Annotated in this window: 18 protein-coding genes; 1 reads left to right on the top strand and 17 read right to left on the bottom strand. The window is 31.4% G+C overall.

Going from position 1 to position 19370, the window contains the following annotated elements:
- The 8 genes from F754_RS0107455 to F754_RS0107420 all read right to left on the bottom strand — a co-directional run bounded on the left by F754_RS0107455 (position 1) and on the right by F754_RS0107420 (position 8871).
- Positions 1-984 carry a TRAP transporter small permease subunit gene (locus F754_RS0107455; RefSeq protein ID WP_023649294.1) on the bottom strand — a complete coding sequence of 328 codons (984 nt, stop codon included), beginning with the start codon at positions 982-984 and terminating at the stop codon, positions 1-3.
- Between the two features lie 80 nt (positions 985-1064).
- A complete protein-coding gene (locus tag F754_RS0107450; RefSeq protein ID WP_023649293.1) occupies positions 1065-2195 on the bottom strand; it encodes a TRAP transporter substrate-binding protein in 1131 nt (376 codons plus the stop codon).
- 123 nt (positions 2196-2318) lie between these two features.
- Positions 2319-3392: an ABC transporter ATP-binding protein gene (locus F754_RS0107445; protein WP_023649292.1), complete on the bottom strand. Its 1074-nt coding sequence runs from the start codon at positions 3390-3392 to the stop codon at positions 2319-2321.
- Entirely contained in the window at positions 3385-4464 is a 1080-nt protein-coding gene (locus F754_RS0107440) for an ABC transporter ATP-binding protein (RefSeq protein WP_023649291.1), read from the bottom strand. Before F754_RS0107440 ends, F754_RS0107445 begins: the two co-directional genes overlap by 8 nt.
- A complete protein-coding gene (locus tag F754_RS0107435; RefSeq protein ID WP_023649290.1) occupies positions 4464-5312 on the bottom strand; it encodes a carbohydrate ABC transporter permease in 849 nt (282 codons plus the stop codon). Before F754_RS0107435 ends, F754_RS0107440 begins: the two co-directional genes overlap by 1 nt.
- 2 nt (positions 5313-5314) lie before the next feature.
- Positions 5315-6175 (bottom strand): sugar ABC transporter permease, encoded by an 861-nt coding sequence (locus F754_RS0107430; RefSeq protein ID WP_023649289.1) that lies wholly within the window; start codon positions 6173-6175, stop codon positions 5315-5317.
- A gap of 75 nt (positions 6176-6250) precedes the next feature.
- Positions 6251-7789: an ABC transporter substrate-binding protein gene (locus tag F754_RS0107425; RefSeq protein WP_023649288.1), complete on the bottom strand. Its 1539-nt coding sequence runs from the start codon at positions 7787-7789 to the stop codon at positions 6251-6253.
- 20 nt (positions 7790-7809) lie between these two features.
- Complete coding sequence (locus tag F754_RS0107420) at positions 7810-8871, bottom strand: NAD(P)-dependent alcohol dehydrogenase (protein WP_023649287.1); 1062 nt, start codon at positions 8869-8871, stop codon at positions 7810-7812.
- Positions 8872-9013: 142 nt separating this feature from the next.
- Between F754_RS0107420 and F754_RS0107415 the strand changes: the two genes are divergently transcribed.
- On the top strand, positions 9014-10102 hold the full coding sequence (locus tag F754_RS0107415; RefSeq protein WP_023649286.1) for a transcriptional regulator: 1089 nt from the start codon (positions 9014-9016) through the stop codon (positions 10100-10102).
- A gap of 45 nt (positions 10103-10147) precedes the next feature.
- On the opposite strand, the gene F754_RS0107410 is transcribed toward F754_RS0107415, so the two are convergent.
- The 9 genes from F754_RS0107410 to F754_RS0107370 all read right to left on the bottom strand — a co-directional run bounded on the left by F754_RS0107410 (position 10148) and on the right by F754_RS0107370 (position 19370).
- The gene (locus F754_RS0107410; protein ID WP_023649285.1) at positions 10148-11101 is read right to left on the bottom strand and encodes a D-glycerate dehydrogenase; all 954 of its coding nucleotides are present in this window, start codon (positions 11099-11101) and stop codon (positions 10148-10150) included.
- Positions 11102-11115: 14 nt separating this feature from the next.
- Entirely contained in the window at positions 11116-12489 is a 1374-nt protein-coding gene (locus F754_RS0107405) for an FAD-binding protein (protein WP_023649284.1), read from the bottom strand.
- A gap of 38 nt (positions 12490-12527) precedes the next feature.
- Positions 12528-13694: an aminotransferase class I/II-fold pyridoxal phosphate-dependent enzyme gene (locus F754_RS0107400; RefSeq protein WP_023649283.1), complete on the bottom strand. Its 1167-nt coding sequence runs from the start codon at positions 13692-13694 to the stop codon at positions 12528-12530.
- 92 nt (positions 13695-13786) lie between these two features.
- Positions 13787-14938: an alpha-hydroxy-acid oxidizing protein gene (locus tag F754_RS0107395; protein ID WP_023649282.1), complete on the bottom strand. Its 1152-nt coding sequence runs from the start codon at positions 14936-14938 to the stop codon at positions 13787-13789.
- 4 nt (positions 14939-14942) lie between these two features.
- On the bottom strand, positions 14943-16094 hold the full coding sequence (locus F754_RS0107390; protein WP_023649281.1) for an alpha-hydroxy-acid oxidizing protein: 1152 nt from the start codon (positions 16092-16094) through the stop codon (positions 14943-14945).
- Between the two features lie 8 nt (positions 16095-16102).
- A complete protein-coding gene (locus F754_RS0107385) occupies positions 16103-16603 on the bottom strand; it encodes an acyloxyacyl hydrolase (protein ID WP_023649280.1) in 501 nt (166 codons plus the stop codon).
- 16 nt (positions 16604-16619) lie between these two features.
- On the bottom strand, positions 16620-16985 hold the full coding sequence (locus F754_RS0107380; RefSeq protein WP_023649279.1) for a cytochrome c-type biogenesis protein CcmH: 366 nt from the start codon (positions 16983-16985) through the stop codon (positions 16620-16622).
- Complete coding sequence (locus tag F754_RS0107375; protein ID WP_023649278.1) at positions 16982-17500, bottom strand: DsbE family thiol:disulfide interchange protein; 519 nt, start codon at positions 17498-17500, stop codon at positions 16982-16984. The genes F754_RS0107380 and F754_RS0107375 overlap by 4 nt, the downstream gene beginning before the upstream one ends.
- Complete coding sequence (locus tag F754_RS0107370) at positions 17493-19370, bottom strand: heme lyase CcmF/NrfE family subunit (RefSeq protein ID WP_023649277.1); 1878 nt, start codon at positions 19368-19370, stop codon at positions 17493-17495. The genes F754_RS0107375 and F754_RS0107370 overlap by 8 nt, the downstream gene beginning before the upstream one ends.

Genomic DNA, 19370 nt, shown 5'->3' with positions numbered 1-19370 from the left:
TTAATTCTTTAAAAGTTTGTGACTACTACTCATAAAATAACTTGTAAATTGAATTAACATAGTGACAGCAAATACTGCTAAATACACAGCCATTAAATAAAGTAAATATAATCCGTTTGAACCTTGTTGGGTAATTTCAAAGGAAATAACTGGTCCGTTAATTATACTTGCCTTACCACCCATACCTAAAAATAAAATTATAAGACAGAGCGGAATACCAAATACAAATGATCCAATTGCATTGGTCCATGCTTTTTTTCTTTCACTAAATCCAGTATAAAGTACATCAACTCTTACATGTCCTTCGTGCATCAAAGCATATGCACTTGCAAAAAGATATAATGCTGCATACCAAAAACGAACTAAGTCTCCTTGAAACGCTTGTTCATACTGAAATATAAATCTAGATATTACAATTAAAAATTCACTACCAACCACTAAAACTGCCAACCAGATAAAACCCACAGATCTAGTAAAATATCCAATAACAAATGATAATAAAATTAAAGGAAAGTGGATAAAAGTAATTCTAAATCCAGGAATTACTAAATTAATTTTAATAGCTTCATTAAAAATTGGTTCAGCTAGTTTTTCAACAACCAAAAATGAAATTAAAAAATCTGCAATACCAACAATTAGTACAGCCCAAAATGATGATCTAACGATATAGGCGGTAATGTTAGTAAGTATTTTCGCGTCAGTTTCTAAAGTTTGATTTATGGATTTAAAAACATAAATTAAGACGACTATGAATGATAGAGAGTAAAATAATAATTGAATAAAACATAAATTAAGAACTGCCCCATTTAAAGGTGTGCTTAATTTTTTAAATCCAAATAATCCATAGTGTGAAAATAATTGCTTAAGACCAGGCCATTCAAACCAGATTGTCAAAACATTATTTGCAAGAAAAATAAATGTAAAAGCTAATATTGAATAGCTAAATACCCTTAGAAAAATTGGTAAACTTTTTTTTTTAACCATAAAGCAAAAGCTTTTTTTTAATAATTTATAGTAAAAAAGGGCCCTTTATAAGGGCCCTTTTAAAATTAATTAAAAATTAATTACAATCCTAATGCTCTATTTCTTTGAGAAATATATGGTGAGTCAGACAAGTTAGTCCAAGCACCAATTTCTTTACGACCTTTGATAAAAGCACCATGCACTTTTTTAGCAAGAGCACTATGTTGCTGTACTTCATCGTAAACTTCTGCAGCACCTTTAGCAAATGCGTCATAAACTTTGTCGCTAAACTTCTCAAGCTTAACTCCATTTTCATTTACTAGACGTGCTAAGGCTGCACCGTTTTTAGCATTATACTCAGCCATTGTAGTCGTATCAGCCCAATCACAAGCAGTTTTGATTATAATTTGGTCTGATTTTGTTAGGCTTGTAAACCAAGATTTGTTAACACCACATGCTAATGTAGATCCTGGCTCGTGCATACCTGGATAGTAGTAGTACTTAGCAGCTTCATGAAACTTCATAGCTTCATCATTCCAAGGTCCTACCCACTCAGTTGCATCAATCGCACCTGACACAAGGTTTTCATAAATTTGTCCACCAGGAAGTGAAATTGGAGAACCACCTAGTTTTCCAAGTACTTGTCCACCTAATCCAGGCATACGCATTTTTAAACCCTTTAAATCGTTAGCGGATCTAATCTTTTTATTAAACCAACCACCCATTTGAACTCCTGTATTTCCAGCAGCAAAACTTTGAGTTCCGAAATCATCAGTCAATTCGTCCCAAAGTTCTTGTCCACCAGCATACTTAAGCCAAGCATTCATTTCTGAATAAGTAAAGCCAAATGGACTAGCAGTAAAATATCCAAATGCAGGATGTTTTTTAACCCAGTAGTAATCAGCGCCATGATACATTTGAGAGTTACCTGAAGCAACTTCGTCAAATGAGTCAAATGCTTTTACTCTTTCGTTAGCAGCGTAATAAGTAACTTGTATTCTTCCATCACTCATATCGCTTAATCTTTGTGCAAGTCTTTGTGCGCCAGTTCCTAGACCAGGAAAATCTCTTGGCCAAGTAGCTACCATAGAAGCTTCAATTCTTTCTTTGGCAACAGCTGGAGCAGATAAAGATGTTGCAGCCACAGCAGCAACACCAGTTGCAGCAGCAGTCTTAAAGAACTTACGTCTTGAAGGTGCTTTACCCTTCAATGATTTTTTTTCTTTAATCATTTTCTCTCCTCTTTTAGTATTAGTTAATTAACTTTTTTAAGTTAATTATAATTGAACATCGAAGTCCATAGTCAAATTGGCAAGTTATAGCATTTAATACAATCTGAAGTAGAACTTTAGATCTTAAACAAGCTTTTCATCTTCATAAACACAACATTTTTCTGCTGGAATATGGAGCTTAACATTACTGGAAGGAACCTCTGTTTCTCTATTTATTTTAGATTTAATTGTAAGGCTTCCCATTTTTGCGGTTAATAATTTATAATTTCCTAAATCCTCTACCTTATCAACATCAACGTTTAGAAGATTTTCGCTTTGATTTTCAGCAATCTTTATAAATTCAGACCTAATTCCTAATTTGATCTTTTTATCCTTTAAATTAGATAAGTTTGTACTTGTTTTTATAATTGTATTATTAATTTTTACACTATCATTTGAAGATGCTTCAGTTTCAAATAAATTCATAGCTGGGGAACCAATAAAATATCCAACAAAAGTAGTGTTTGGTCTTTCAAATAATTCTTTGGGAGTACCTGATTGAACAACTTCACCTTCACTCATTACAATGATATTGTCTGCAAAAGTCATAGCTTCATTTTGATCATGTGTTACATAAACAAGGGTTGTTTTGAATTCTTCATTTATTTCTTTAAGCTTTCTTCTTAGTCTAAACTTTAAATCAGGATCAATAACTGTTAAAGGTTCATCCATTAAAACTGCCGCAACATCCTCTCTAACTAGTCCTCTTCCTAAAGATATTAATTGCTTTTGATCTGCTGTTAATTTTCTTGCAGGAGAATTTAAAAAAGATTGCAAGTTTAGTATATCTGCAACAGATTCTACTCTTTCATCAATTTTATCTTTTAAAAAATCTCTACACTTTAATGGAAAAGCTAAATTTTCATAAACTGTCATTGTATTATAAATCACTGGAAACTGGAATACCTGAGCTATATTTCTACTTTCTGTTTTGAGATCTGTTACATCTTTATCATCAAATAATATATTTCCTGCAGATGGTCTTACCAAGCCGGAAACAATATTTAACATAGTTGTTTTTCCACATCCTGAAGGTCCCAATATTGCATATCTTTTTCCATTTTCCCAAGTCATAGAAAATGGATTTAATGCATAGATAGGATTTGGATCATTTGGATTATACGAATGAGAAATATTATTTAAATCAATTTTAGACATATGAGCCTCCAAATGGTGATGAGGCTAAAGTTCCACTTTCATCAAACGCATATACCTTATTAATATTAAAATTAATTTTTATTTTATCTTTTATATTAAAATTCATAACCTCTTCTATTGAAGTTATAATTTTTGTATCTCCTCTTGTAAGATGCAGTAAAGTTTCCGAACCACTTATCTCAGCTAACTCTACTTCAAACTCAAATCCACCTTCACTTAATTCTATATCTGAGGCTCTAATACCTAAATTGAAATTATTACCTTTTAAATTAGACAAATGGCCTGGCAGTTCTATCTCTATTCCTTCAAACTTAATTTTATTAGAATCAATATTTGCTTTTAAGATATTCATAGGAGGGTCATTAGAAATTTCGGCGACTTTTAAAGTTTTTGGGTTTTCAAAAATTTCTTTTGCAGGGCCTACTTGTAATACTTTTCCTTCATCTATTACTGTAACTTCACCATTAAGCTCCATAGCTTCTCTAGGATCGGTAGTTGAAAAGATTACAATGCTTTCATCTGAAAGACCGTGTGAAAAAATACTTTTAAATTCTTCTCTTAGTTGTTCTCTTAATTTATAATCAAGGTTCACTAGAGGCTCATCAAGCAATAAAATTTTTGCATTCTTTACAAGAGATCTTGCTAGAGAGACTCTCTGTTGTTGACCCCCTGATAATTCTTGAATTTTTCTATTTTCATACCCTTCTAGCCCTACTGATTTAAGTGATTTTAAAACCACATCCTTTATTTCTTGTTTGGCTACTTTCCTTTGTTTAAGAGGGAAAGCGACGTTTTCAAAAACATTTAAATGAGGGTAATTGATAAACTGCTGATAAACCATAGCAACATTTCTTTCCCAAACTGGAACTTTTAAAAAATCTTTATCCTCAAATTTTATTACTCCAGTATCAGGAGTCAATAATCCGGCTATAGTTTTTAATAATGTTGTTTTGCCCGACAAAGTTCTTCCAAGAATAGTATAAAGGTTTCCTTTTTTAAAATTAAAAGATACTTCGTTAAGATGGAACTGTTCATCTGGTTTATAAGATAAGTTTTCAGCAACTAAATTCATTATTTAATAGCTCCTGATAGATTTCCTTTTGATAAATATCTTTCAACAATAAATGCAACTACAATTAATGGTGCAACTGAAACCAATGCTGAAGCAGATAAACTCCACCAGGGTGTAATCGAAGAGTTTAAAGCTACAATTTTTACTGGCAATAGTTGTACTTCAGTAAAAGTTAAGATGAAGGCGAAGAAAAAATCAATCCAACCAAATATTATGCAAAACATCCCGGCAACAATTAAACCTGGAACTGAATTGGGCAATACTACTTTAAAAAAAGCCTGATAGGGATTACATCCATCAATTAATGCCGTTTCGTCTATCTCCCTTGGAACTTTATTAAAAAAATCAACCATAATCCAAACTGCTATTGGCATTAATAAAACAATATAAACAACGATCAATCCAATTAAACTGTCTAATAAATTGATTGCCCCTAAAAATAAAAAAAAAGGAATTGATAAAACTATTGGTGGCATAATTCTTTGAGAAATAAAGAAAAATGTAATGTCATTATTTTTTACAAAACCTGCTTTGAATGTAAATCTAGAAAGTGCATAAGCAGACAATGTTCCAAGCACTATACTAATAAGGCTTGCCGTACATGTTACAAATAAACTATTAAAATAAGGTTCAATAATATCAACCCCACCATTTGCTGGAGATTTAATTAAAACTTTCCATCCTTCTAATTTTGGTTCAAAATCAACCCAAGGAATATATGTGGCACCACCATTTACCGAATTAAAATCCTTAAAAGAAGTTGTAAGAGCCCAAAGAAAAGGTGCAACTACAAATACTGTCCAAATCGTTATGAAAGAATATTTTAAAAATTTATATAATTTTGCCATATCTAATCTTTTAATAGTAATTTAGTTAGTCCTTTTGCAATAAAAGTTAAGCTTATGATCATTATAATTAAATAAGTGAATGACATTGAAGCCGCATAACCCATCTGAAATTCTCTTAATCCTTTAATAAAAATGTAAAAACTAGAAGTCTCCGTTGAGGTACCTGGGCCTCCAGAGGTTAAAACGTAAACAGTATCCATTATTTTTGAGGCTTCAATTAATCTAATAATAATTGCTCCAATTGATATTGGTGCCATTAAAGGAAATGTTACATAAATAAATTTTCTGATAGGACTTGCTCCATCAATGGCAGCTGCCAGAAATGGTTCCTTTGGAAGTGACAAAAGACCTGCTAATAATAGTAAAAACATGAAAGGTGTCCATTGCCAAACTTCTACAATGATGACTGTAATTTTAGCTAATGTAGGATCTGTAAGCCACTTAGGTGACATTCCAAAATTTGACAATATGTCATTTACTGGACCTAAAGATTCATGAAAAAAAGTTCTCCAAATAACGGTCATAATTACAGGTGTGGTCATCATGGGAATTAAAAACAGGACTCTAAAAAATCTTTGAAACTTAATATCTTTCCAAACCATGTGTGCTAAAGCAAATCCAATTACATACTGAAGTATGACAGTGGTAACAGATAAAAAACTTAATCTAAAAAATGATTGCCAAAATCTAGGATCATCTGTGAACAATCTAATGTAGTTTTCAAGACCAATAAAGTTTAATCCATTATAACTATTCCATCCTGATAAACTTAAACGAACAACAAAAATTATTGGAAATATTAATATTCCAATAAGCACAAATAAACCTGGAAATAAAAAAACGTATTTATGTTTAAAATTCATGATTTTAATATCTGATTATACTTTATGTGACCGCTTTTTATAAGCGGTCACATACAAACAAACTAAAAGTTAATATTATAACTTGTTGTCTTCCATTTTAACACCAACAGCGTAGTCTTCTTGAACATTCTTCATGCCTACTCTGTTAACTATTGCTTCCCACTCTTTTGCAACTTCGTCTAAAGCTTCTTGTGGAGACAATTGCCCCGCAAGTGCTTTGGAAGTTCCAGTGGCAACTGCACTAGTGAACTCAAATACCCCTCTAACTCTTAAAGGGAAAACTCTATTTTTACTTTTTTCCATATCTTTAAGTGTCTTAGTGTAACTGTTCGCAATCTCTGGATCCCAACCCATAGTATCAATATAAAGTTGTGGATCAAAATCTGAGTTCTTAAATGGGTTAACACCAAAGTTACCAATAGCTAAGTCAGCTTGGTGATTTGCACCGTTAGAAAAGAAACATAGGTAATCAAACGCCATGCTTTTAACTTTACTTTTCTTAGCAACACCTACTGCCCAACCCCATACAATGTAAGGAGCTTGGTTGTATCTATTTTCCCATCCATTAGTATTTCTGTTCCAAACTTTATCTGCACCTGGAAGAGGAGCTGCACCTACTTTGTTTTTGATAGGGCTATCATCTTGCATCGCTGCGATGAAAGCATCATCCCATGAAAAACTAAATAGAGTTTGACCACCACCAAATGATCCAATTTCATCACCTAGTCCAAAGTTAATTCCTCCTGGAGGAACATACTTAGTGGCCTCTACCCAATCAGTTAAAGCTTCAACAAATCCTGGGTTGTTAATATTTGGTTTCATAGTTTCTAAATCAAAAAAGAAACCACCTGGAGTACTTAGATTTTTAGCATACGCAACTGATCTGCTGAAAAAAGCTGCAAACATTAAGTCATCTTTTTTCATAACTTCAGCTGAACCATACTCTTTTTCTCCATCTCCATCCCAGTCCCAGCCATTAAAGTATTTAGCCATTTCGCCATACTCTTTCCATGTTCTTGGAACTCTTAACTCTTTACCAGTATCCGCTTTATATTTTTTTTGCATTTCAGGATTATCTATTACGTCTTTTCTGTATTTTAGATAATGTCTGTCACCATCAACTGGATATTGATACATAGTTCCGTCCCAAGATGAAACACCTACATGAGATTTCGTTACATCTTTCATCTCTGTAGAGTTCATATACTTTTTAGGTACTGGTGCTAGATATTGTCTCCAGTCATTAATAAAGTTAGAAAAGCCAAATACGATATCGTATGGAGCTTGACCAGCCTTAAAAGGAACCATAGCTTTTGCATACAAATCACCTGCTGGTGTATGTGTTACATCAACTGTTGCTCCAGTTAACTTAGCAAACTGTTCAGCATGAAGAGCTGTAGGCTGTCCAATTACTGGTACAGCATGCGTGTTAATCTTAAGAGTTTTTCCTTTGTAATTTTTCTTAGACATTTCTTCATAAGAACAATCACCAGCAATGTCTCCAGTAGCTTTAATATGTGGAAATTGATCACTCCACTTATCTGCATATGCCATCGGACTGAATATCAAAACACTTGATATTGCAGCACTTAAGCATGTTTTTATTATTTTCATTTTCTCTCCCCTTTATGTTGTTATGGAACTAAAACAGCTCGTCCCTTAACTTTACCTTCGTTAAGATCATGAAGTGCTTTATTAGCATCGTCCAGTTTATATTCCTGCATGGAAAGTTTAACCAAACCTTTATTGGCTAGTTCCATTAGTTCATACAGCTCAGACCACGTTCCCACTAAATTTCCTACTATATTTTTTTCAGCAATAATTACATCTACTGCTAAAATTTTTATTTCTTCTCCGTAACCTACGATATAATAATAACCACCACCTCCGGTCATATTTAGACCCATAGATGTTGATCCTTTTTCACCAACAAAATCAATTACAGCTTCTGCTCCTTTGCCGTTTGTAAGCTCCATAATTTTTTCAACTTCATTACCGTCAATCAATACGCCTTCATCTCCCCCTAAAGGCATTGCATGATCAAGCGCTGTTTTTGATTTTTCAACAATAATAATATTTGCTGCACACATTGCTCTTAAACATTGAATTGCAATATGTCCTAATCCACCTGCTCCAATTATTACACAGCTTTGGCCTGGTAATAAATGTCTAGAAGCTTTTTTTACAACTCTGTAAGCAGTTAAACCAGCATCAGAAAAAGGTGCTACATCTTTTGGTGTTAAAACTTTTGGTAGTTTTATTAAATTTCTAACACTAGTTTTTAATAATTCTGCATATCCACCTTCTTTAATATTTAGTCCAGGAAAAGCACCAGCTTCAGCATGCATATCATTTCCTCTTCTACAATCGAGACATGTTCCATCAGTTCCAGATATTAGAGGATGTAATATAACTTGATCACCTTTTTTAAAATTTGTAACATCTTTTCCAACTTCTTCTATCCAACCTGCATTTTCATGTCCCATTACACATGGAAGCAATTTATCATCTGGGTCTTGGATATGTTTCCATACTCCTTCAATAATATGTAAATCAGTTCTGCATACCCCTGCAGCACCTATTTTAACAATTACATCTGATGATTTTTCTAACTTAGGATCGGGCATTTCTTGTTCTGTCACCCATACTTTTTCTTTCATTTCTGGGTCGTACTTATGTAAAACTTGTGCTTTCATTAATTTCTCTCCTTAATTTTTATAAATCTTATTAAAAAATCGAATGAATAAGGAGTCAATGAAGGTTTTAAGTGTACAGAAAGTTTACAAATACAACCTGGAGTTGGTTGTTGAATGCTATAAATAAATCTAAAATTTAATTATGACAAATTTAACATCCGCTAATAAGGAGTATAATAATATTCTCAAAAAAAGAGGAATGACCTCATATCAAATGAGTGGGGACATCTCTGATAGCTGGTCAAGATGTATAGCTGAGGGTTTAAATCCATTTAAGAGTCCAAAACAAAGCGTAATCACTGCAGCTGAACTTAAGCAAGTTAAAGAACAAAATGAGTCTCTTAGAAAAATAATTATTCCTGAAATAGAACTTTTATATTCTCAAATAGCAGGCACAAATTTTATGGTTGCTTATTCAGATGATAAAGGTTTAGTTTTAGATACAATTTATGACAAGACATGTCTTCAAACTGATGTTGGAAAAACTGTAATTCCTGGCTCTATATGGGCAGAAAAAATTTGTGGCACTAATGGCTTGGGATTATCAGTTGAGATTAAAAAACCAATTATAGTATCGGGTAAGGAACATTTTTTCGTTGCTCATGAAAAAATATCATGTTTTGCCAGTCCTATAATAAACTATGATGGTAAAACAATTGGTATCATTGATGCTTCAACAGACACAAAATCAAGAGAACAGCATACATTAGCTTTAGTTAAATTAACAGCTAGAAGTATTGAAACAAAATTATTTATTAAAAAATTTACTAATGAATTAATTTTATCTTTTCACCCTAGATCAGAATATCTTTCAACTACGAGTGTTGGATTGTTAGCTATCAATGGTGATGGGGTCGTGGTTGGGGCAAATGGAAATGCTAAAATCATGCTTCATGGAATGGTAGATTTGAAAAATCAAAACTTTAATAATATTTTTACTAATACGTTTTCATCAATAGCATCTGATTTATTAAATAATAAGATATTAAAAATAACTGATCACCTGGGATCATCAGTGTTTGTAGTTAAGAGTCAAAACTTTGCTGAAAGTAAGATTAAAGAGACAAATATATCAAAAAAATTATACGCATGTAAAAATTGCAAAGATACAAAAATCAAAAGAGAAAAATGCGTATTAATAAGATCAACTTTTTTAGAGACAAATAATATTTCTGTCGCTTCAAGAAAGCTCGGTGTGTCTAGAACGACAATTTACAAACATTTAAATTAAAAATTTATTCTATTGGATTATCCCAAGCATTGGCACTAATTACTTTTAGTTTACTTTATTTTTACAGTTGCCTGTATTAAAAAACTCATCAATATTATCAATTGCAAGATTAGCCATTGCAGTTCTAGTATCTTTAGTTGCACTTCCAAGATGAGGAAGAATAAAAGCTGATTTGATTTTTAAATAACCTGGATTTAAATTTGGTTCACCTTTATAAACATCTAAGCCAGCTGCATAAATTTTTCTTCTATTTAAAGCATCAATTAAAGCATCATCATCAACTATATCTCCTCGAGCAACGTTTGTAATTACTGCTCCCTTTGGAAAATATTCAACTGTTTCTTTATTAATTAAATTAATTGTCTCTTTAGTTGCTGGACAACAAATTGATAAAACATCTGAAACTGAAAACAGACTTTTAAGACTATCGTGATAGATAGCTCCTTGTTCTTTGTCATCGCTTAATTTTGAACGATTGTGATAATGAATAATCATTCCAAGTGATTTTGCAATCTTTGCAATTTTTTGTCCAATTCTTCCCATGCCCAAAATACCAAGTCTAGATCCTGTCAGCTGTTTTCCTATTAAATAATCTGCCGACCATTTCCAATTACTTTCTTTTGCAGCTTCAATTCCCTCAGCTGCTCTTCTGCAAGCACCTAAAATTAAAAGAATTCCAATTTCTGCTGTAGCGTCTGATAAAACTTCAGGAGTATTAGTTACTACAATACCTCTTTTTTTTGCAGCTTCTAAGTCAATGTTTCCAAAACCTACTGCAAAATTTGATATAACTTTTATGGTTTCGGGTAATTTATTAATTGTTTCTTCGTCCATTTTATCAGTTAGAGAAGTTAAAACTGCATCACACCCTTGACTTAATTCAATCAGTTTTGATTGAGAATAAAGCTCATCATTAGTATTTAATTTAGCCTCAAAAATTTTAATTGCTTTATCTTCACAGTCTTTAAGCAATTTCCTTGTAACTAATATTTTTTTCATATGATATTTTTTTGTTAATTTAAATCAAAAATTTTTCCAGGATTCATAATATTATTTTCATCTAAACTTCTTTTAATTGCTTTCATCACAGGAATATTGTCAAGGTGCTCTCTTAGAAGATAGTGTTTCTTTTGTAGACCAATTCCATGTTCACCTGTTATAGTTCCTTCAAGCTCAAGTGCTTTGTTAATCAAATTATCACTGTATAGTCTAATTCTTTTTTGTTTTTCTTTATCTTCAGGGTCATATAAAATAATGGAATGAAAATTTCCATCTCCTACATGACCAACCATCGGAGCTGTTAAATCTAGTTTTTTAACTTCCTTCTCTGCCCATGAAATACATTCAACTAATCTTGATATAGGCACACAAACATCTGTGGAATATACTTTCATGTTATTTCCTAAAGCTTTAACAGAATAATAAACATCATGTCTTGCTTTCCATAATTTTTTTTGTTCTTCGGGTGAAGATGCCCATTGAAAGTCACTTCCATTATTATTTTTAGACAATTCTTCTACAATGCTTATTGCTTCATTATTTGTCATTTCACTTCCATGAAATTCAAAAAAAAGAGTTGGTGAGGGTTTAATATTATCTAATTTAGAATATTTAATACTTATCTCCATTTGATCTTTGTTTAGCATTTCAATTCTTGCTATTGGAACTCCATACTGAATTACTTCTTGTGCCGTTTTAACTGCTGAATCTAAATCTGGAAAATAACAAACTGCACTCATTATACTTTCTGGAATTGGTGACAACCTAACTTGTACCTCTGTAATTATACCAAGTGTACCTTCCGAGCCTATAAACAGATTTGTTAAATTATACCCTGCTGAAGTTTTTTTAGTTCTAGCACCAGTTTTAATAATATCTCCATTTGGCATAACTACTGTTAGACCTGAAATTACAGTTCTCATAGTTCCATATTTAACTGCCATAGTTCCAGAAGCAGATGTTGATGCCATTCCACCAAGAGCAGCATCTGCTCCTGGGTCAATTGGAAAAAAAACTCCATCTTCTCTTAAATATTCGTTTAATTGTTTTCTTGTAACATTTGCCTGAACTCTACAATCGAAGTCTTCAGCATTAACGGACAAAACTTTATTCATTTTCTCTAATGAAATTGTGATACCATTTGAATTACCAACTGCATTTCCTTCTAGAGAAGTTCCCGTCCCAAATGGAACAACGGGTATTTTGTGGTCATTACACAATTTTAAAATTTTAGAGACCTCTTCATTGGTTTCAGGAAAAACTACTGCTTGCGATAAAACTGGATCATAAGTATCCTCACCTCTTGCATAATTAGCTCTTGTAGACTCTGAAGTTGAAAATCTTCCATTAAAAATTTTTTTTAATTCACTTTGAACATGTTCATTCATAACAACAATATTATTAAAATTTTTTGATAAAATACAGCTTATTTAGCAAGCATTTTTTTGATATTTTCTAATGCATTAGAAATGTTATCTTGTGAAGCAGCAAAGCTGAATCTCACATAATCACCACAAGTTTTACCAAAAGCAGTTCCAGGAACTATTGCTACGCCAGCCTCATGCATAGCTTTCTTGCTAAATTCTGAACCATTCATTCCAGTACCTATTACTTTTGGAAATGCATAAAATGCACCTCCTGGCAAACTACATTCAACTCCTGGCAAACTATTTAAACCATCATGAATTAGTTTTCTTCTTTGGGTAAATTTTTCCATCATTTCATGAATTGAGTCATCAGGTCCATCTAAAGCTGCAATGCCTGCAAATTGGGCAGCTGCGTTTACACATGAAACACTGTTAATAAGTAATTTATTTACATGCTCGACTAAATTCTCTGGCCAAAAACTCCAGCCTAACCTCCAACCTGTCATCGAGTAGGCTTTGCTCCAACCCTCTAGAACAATCAATCTATCTCTTAATTCTGGATAATTAAAAAAAGTTGGCATTTCTTTATTGTCAAAAATTTGTCTGCTATAAATTTCGTCACTTAAAATTGTTACATGTGGATGCTTCTTTAATCCTTCAGCTAACTTGTCAATTTCTGGTTTTTCTACAAAACTTCCTGTTGGGTTATTTGGATTAATTAAAATTAGCAATCTAGTTTTATCAGTAATCAAAGATAAAATTTTATCTGCACTAAATTTTAAATCTTTATCTTCTGTTAAATCATATGGTACAGCTGTTGATCCAGTGTAATTAATCATAGACTCATAAATTGGAAAAGCTGGCGTTGGATGAATTATCTCTGCTCCTGGTTCACCAAAACACTGTATTGCATAATGCATAGTGGGTTTTCCACCTGGCATGATTAAAATTCTTTCAAAATCTACATCTGCATCATAACGTTTTTTAATCCATCTTGTGACTGCTTGTCTACATTCTGGTATTCCATTCGACATTACGTATCCATGATGACCATCATCTAAAGCTTTCTTTGCTGCTTCAACTACATGTTTAGGTGTCTTAAAATCTGGTTGACCTAATCCCAAATGTATCATTGGGTTGCCCTGAGCTTCCAGTTTTTTAGCTTCTGCCAAAATTGAAAAAGCGCTTTCTGTACCAAGTCTTTCAAGTGATTGTGCAAGTTTCATAATATTTTGCAACCTAGCTGAAAAGTTTGATGTTGTCTATTATTGATTAAGTAAAACTATCTATTAAAATTATTTATTATTTTTATAACTAATTAATTACGGTAAATAATTTTTGAATTATCTAAATCTTTAACACTTTTACATCCCATAAGTATCATATTTCTTCTAATTTCTTTGTGCATATTTTCCAGAAGTCTCTCAACTCCTTTTTGTCCACCTGCTCCAAGACTAAATAAAAAAGCTTTTCCAAAACTACAAGCTGTCGCACCTGCTGCTAAAGCTTTTAAAACATGAGTTCCTCTTCTAACTCCTCCATCTAATATAATTTCCAATTTATCTCCGACCGCATCAGATATTGCTTTTACTTGATCAAATGGAGATCTAGAACCATCAAGTTGTCTTCCTCCATGATTTGAAATCATGATAGCTGTGCAACCAATATCTATAGCTTTTTTAGCATCTTCTACTGACATAACACCTTTTAAAGCCATTGGTTTATTCCATTTTTTTATACAGTACTCAGCATCTTTCCAATTCATAGCAGGATCATATTGTTCGTTAATATATTCCATTACTGATTTTGCAATATTTGTTCCCTTATCAGTTTTGTTTTTGATATTAGCCAATTCAAATTTTTTGTTAGTAAAATAATTAAACACCCAACCTGGTCTCATAGCAAAACTTAATATGCTGTCTAATGTAAATTTTGGAGGTGTGGTAAAACCAGTTCGATGATCTCGCTCTCTATTTCCAGCCACTAATGTATCAACTGTAATACACATGCCATCAAAATTAGCTCTACTACATCTTTCAATTAAATCATCTGTTATTGATTTATCTTTATGAATATACAATTGAAAAAGTTTAGGCCCACTAGATATATTTGCAACTTCTTCAATTGAAAATGATGCCATTGTAGACATGCTATACATAGTGTTAAATTTTTCTGCTGCTCTAGCTGATGCTTTATCTCCCTCTGGAGTATAAAGACTCTGCATTGCAGTCGGCGATAGAAATAAAGGCATATCTAACTTTCTTCCAAAAACTGTAGTCGATAAATCTGGTTCTCCAACACTGTTTAAAATATTAGGAATTAAATCACAGTCATTAAATGAGTCTGTGTTTCTATGTAATGTAACCTCATCATCAGCACCACCATCTATGTAATGAAAAATTGGTGCTGGTAATTTTTTTTTTGCTAATTTTCTAAAATCATCAAAGTTATAACAATCATTTATATTCATAATTTTATTTTCTAAATCTTAGATTATTTCTGTTTAGGTCGCTTATTTTGGTACAACCCATTAATTTCATATCTCTTACCAACTCAGTTTTATATTTTTCTATTGCTCGCTCAACACCTGCCTGACCTCCGGCAGCTAAGGCATATAGATACAATCTACCACCCGAACAAGCTTTGGCACCTAATGAAAGAGCCTTAAGCATGTGGGTTCCTCTGTGTATACCTCCCTCACAAATGACATCTAGTTTATCTCCTACAGCATCAACAATTTCTGCTAGCTGATCAAATGGGGCTCTAGATCCATCAAGCTGTCTTCCTCCATGGTTCGAAACCATTATACCTGTACATCCAATATCAACTGCTCGTTTTGCATCATCAACACTCATAATACCTTTTAATGCAAAATGACCTCCCCACTGAGAACAAAGTTTTTCGGCATCCTTCCAGTTCATAGATTGGTCCAACATAGTAGAAAAATAATTCCCGATTGATGTGTTGGTATCTGTACCTTCTTTTACGTGATCTTGAAGGTGAGGAAGTTCAAATTTTCCCTTTGTTAAATAATTAATCCCCCACATTGGCTTTGTAGCGAAACTAAATAAACTTGATAATGTTAATTTAGGGGGTGAGGTAAAACCGGTCCTTAAATCTCTTTCACGATTTCCTCCGGTAATCGTATCTACTGTTAAAGCCATAACATCAAATTTAGCTGCTTTAGCCCTTTCCAAACAAGCATCATTTAAACCCCTGTCTTTATGAAAATAGAATTGAAACATCTTTGGAGTATCAATCATAGAAGATATTTCTTCCACACTTACAGTAGCTAATGCTGAAACACCAAACATGGTATTAAATTTTTTTGCAGCTTTTCCGACTGCCCTTTCACCATCATAGTGAAATAATCTTTGTAAGGCTGTTGGTGCCAAATAAAAAGGTAGCTCTAACTTTTTTCCAAAAATTGTTGTTGATAAATCAACATTCTCTACACCTCTTAATACATTTGGAACTAAATCAACGTCATCAAATGCACTGGTGTTTCTAGCATAAGTAATTTCATCATCTGCAGCTCCATCAATATAGTGAAAAATGGGAGATGGTAATTTTTTTTTAGCTAAATTTCTAAAATCACTAAAGTTGTGACAGTCTTGTAAATTCATTATTTTAATTAAAAGTTTTTAATAAAGTTAAACATGTAGCTATTTGCCCCAGGATTTTTGTCCCCTAAACTGGCATTAGATACATGATTGTACGATAATCCAACTTTAGAATTTCCAGAAAAATCATAAGAAAACTGAATTTCAGATTTAAATTCAAGTACATGACCTAAATCTTTTCCATCTCCTTTGTGGTACAAGCCAGGTGCAAAACTTGGTGTAAATGTTAAAGCACCCATATCTATGTTCCATTCAATACCTGTATAGACATATGCAGCTGAATTTTCTGTTATGAAACCACCAGTAATTGGTGAAATATTTCCCACAAAAGTGTTTCTTTCTAAATCTTCGTTTTGATGTTGAAAACCAAACAACATCGCTGATTGTTTATCATCACTAAAATCAAAGTTACCAGTGAAAAAATTATACTGGTGGTTGCTATTTTCAGCAGCAAGTAATTTAGTAGCAGTGAAGAATATAGCTAAAAATATATTTAATTTTTTAATACTCATTCTTTTTATTATCAGATTATTTTGATTTTTTTAAAAATTTATTAAATATTATTGCACCCCCTAAAAAGAATATCAATAGAGGTAATAACCATAGAAAATAAGTATTTTTATTAAATAAAGGATCATACAAGATCCAATCACCATATTTACTTTGAAAATAAGAATAAATTTGTTTTTCAGATAATCCCTCTTTAATCTTATTATCAACTAAAATTTTTAAGCTATTTGCAAACTCAGAGTCGGAGTCATAAATAGATTGTCCCTGACAAACTAAACAACGTAAGTTTTTAGTAATTTTACTTTTTAGAGCCTCATTATCTGCCTTCAAACTGTTGATAGGAAAAATAAAAAAAATAATCAAAAAAAATTTTATTATCTTCATTTTATATATGATTTAATTTCTTCAGCAGACTCTTTATTAAGTGGTCCTATATATTTTTTTATAATTTTTTTATTATTGATTAAAAAAGATTCTGGAACACCATAAGCGCCCCACTCAATGGCATTAGTACCTTTGTCATCAAAAATTATTTTATCATAAGGATTTCCAAGTTCCTCTAAAAAAATTTTAGCATTTTTTTTTGTGTCTTTATAATTCATGCCCACAACTTTTAATTCATCATTTTTTTTCAATTGCATTAAAATTGGGTGTTCATCTCTACAAGGAACACACCAAGAAGACCAAATATTCAATAGATATAATTTATCTGATTGAAAAATTTCAATTGTATTTACAGTCTGGTTGGTATCAAATAATTTAACTAAAGATGATGGCACTTCATAATTTGATTTTGAATCTGGAATGTAAATATTTGTTTCTTGAAGACCTTTATAAAGAATTATAAAAATAATTATAAAGATAATAACAATTGAAAATGGGAGTAATTTATTATTCATATCCTTTTTTTATAAAGCTAATTAATCCTCCTGTACTAATTAAAATTACCGATATCCAAATCCACAACATAAATGGTTTTACTTGATATCTAACATTTAAATATTCTTGGTTTTGCACAATGTTGATAACAATAAATTTATCAGATAATAATGTCGTTTTGATATCAGCTTCACTAGTAGCAATATTTGGTTGATTATATATTCTTAACTCGGGTGATAAATTTACTGATTTGCCTTTAGAGTCTTGAACAGTAAATTTCGCAATTATAGAATTATAATTTTTTTTCTCTTTTTGACTGATGCTCTCAAAAACTATTTTTGCCTTTGTATTCTCAAAAGTTTCTCCTACTTTTAAGTTTGTAATAATTTCTGTTGAAAATAAATTGTTAAATAAAATACTTAAAATTAATAAACTAAAACCAAAATGAGCTGTATTTTGTGATAAATTTTTAAATCTTTTGCTGAAAAAGTCTCTTAAAGTAGTAAAAAATAAATATAAGGCACTCGAGATTAATATCGAATTAATTAAAAAATTAGAGCTAAAATTTTTAACAATAAAAATAGATAACAAAATTGAGATTGTTAATACTGTAAATAAATAAGCTTTATCCTCTAAATTTGACTTAATCCATTTTAGCTTTGGTCCTATTGCCATAATCAATAAAAAGGGAATTAAAAATGGTATTATTAATTTATGATAAAAAGGCGGCCCAACTGATATTTTTTGAGATGATAGAACATCCAGAAAAATTGGATAAATTGTACCAATCAAAACAACCGACAAGAAATACATCATAAACCAATTATTAATTATTATTGCTGTCTCTTTACTAAGTAAAAAAAAGCTATTTGAATTACTTTCGTTAGTTTTATGAAAAAAGAAAAAAATAAATAATGATAAAAAAATTAGAGAAAATAAAAAAATTAATATAAATAAACCTCTTTCAGGATCATTTGCAAAAGTATGTACAGAATTAAGTATGCCTGATCTAACCAAAAATGTACCACTCATACTAAGAGCAAATGTAGATATTGATAAAATTATTACCCAAGAAGTTAAAATTAATTTTTTTTCTAAAACTAAAATACAATGTAAAAGTGTTGTTAATGCTAACCATGGCATCAAAGAAACATTTTCGACTGGGTCCCAAAACCAAAAGCCACCCCAGCCTAACTCATAGTATGCCCAAATAGATCCTAACAGAATTCCAAGAGTTAAAAAAAACCATGAACTTAAAACCCATTTTTTTATATGTGATGCCCATTTTTTTGAAATTAAATTTAGACATGTAGCAGCTAAAACTGAAGAAAAAATAATAGATGAACCAACATATCCTAAATATAAAATAGGTGGATGAATCGCCAGAGCAGGATCTTGAAGTATTGGATTAAGTCCCAACCCTTCTGTTGGTATTGGATAAATATGATTAAATGGATTTGATGTTTTGATCAAAAAAATAAAAAAACCTACAATTATGATCTGCTGAAATACTAAGGTTAATATTCTATATTTAATTGGTTGATTTTTAGTCTTTAATAAAAAAATAAGGATAAATAATGTTAAAACAAGCAACCACAATAATAAGCTTCCTTCATGATTTCCCCAGGTGCCAGCAATTTTATAAAAAATTGGTTTAGTTGTATGTGAGTTGTTAAAAACAGTTTCATTACTAAAATCAGATACAACAAATGATAAAACTAAACATAAAAAACTAATTACTACTAGAAAAAATTGCAAAAATGTAAATGATAAAATTTTAGTATCTACAACTTTTGAGTCTTTAAAATTTTTTGCAGAGAAATAAAAAAGAATTAATCCAAAAAAAAGTCCTAAAATTAATGAATAGTTTCCAATTGCACTAAATATCAT

The organism is Candidatus Pelagibacter ubique HTCC8051, from assembly GCF_000472605.1.
In the GTDB taxonomy this organism is placed as follows: domain Bacteria; phylum Pseudomonadota; class Alphaproteobacteria; order Pelagibacterales; family Pelagibacteraceae; genus Pelagibacter; species Pelagibacter communis_B.
Note: the sequence above shows the minus strand (reverse complement) of the source record. Positions and strands in the feature narration are given on the sequence as shown.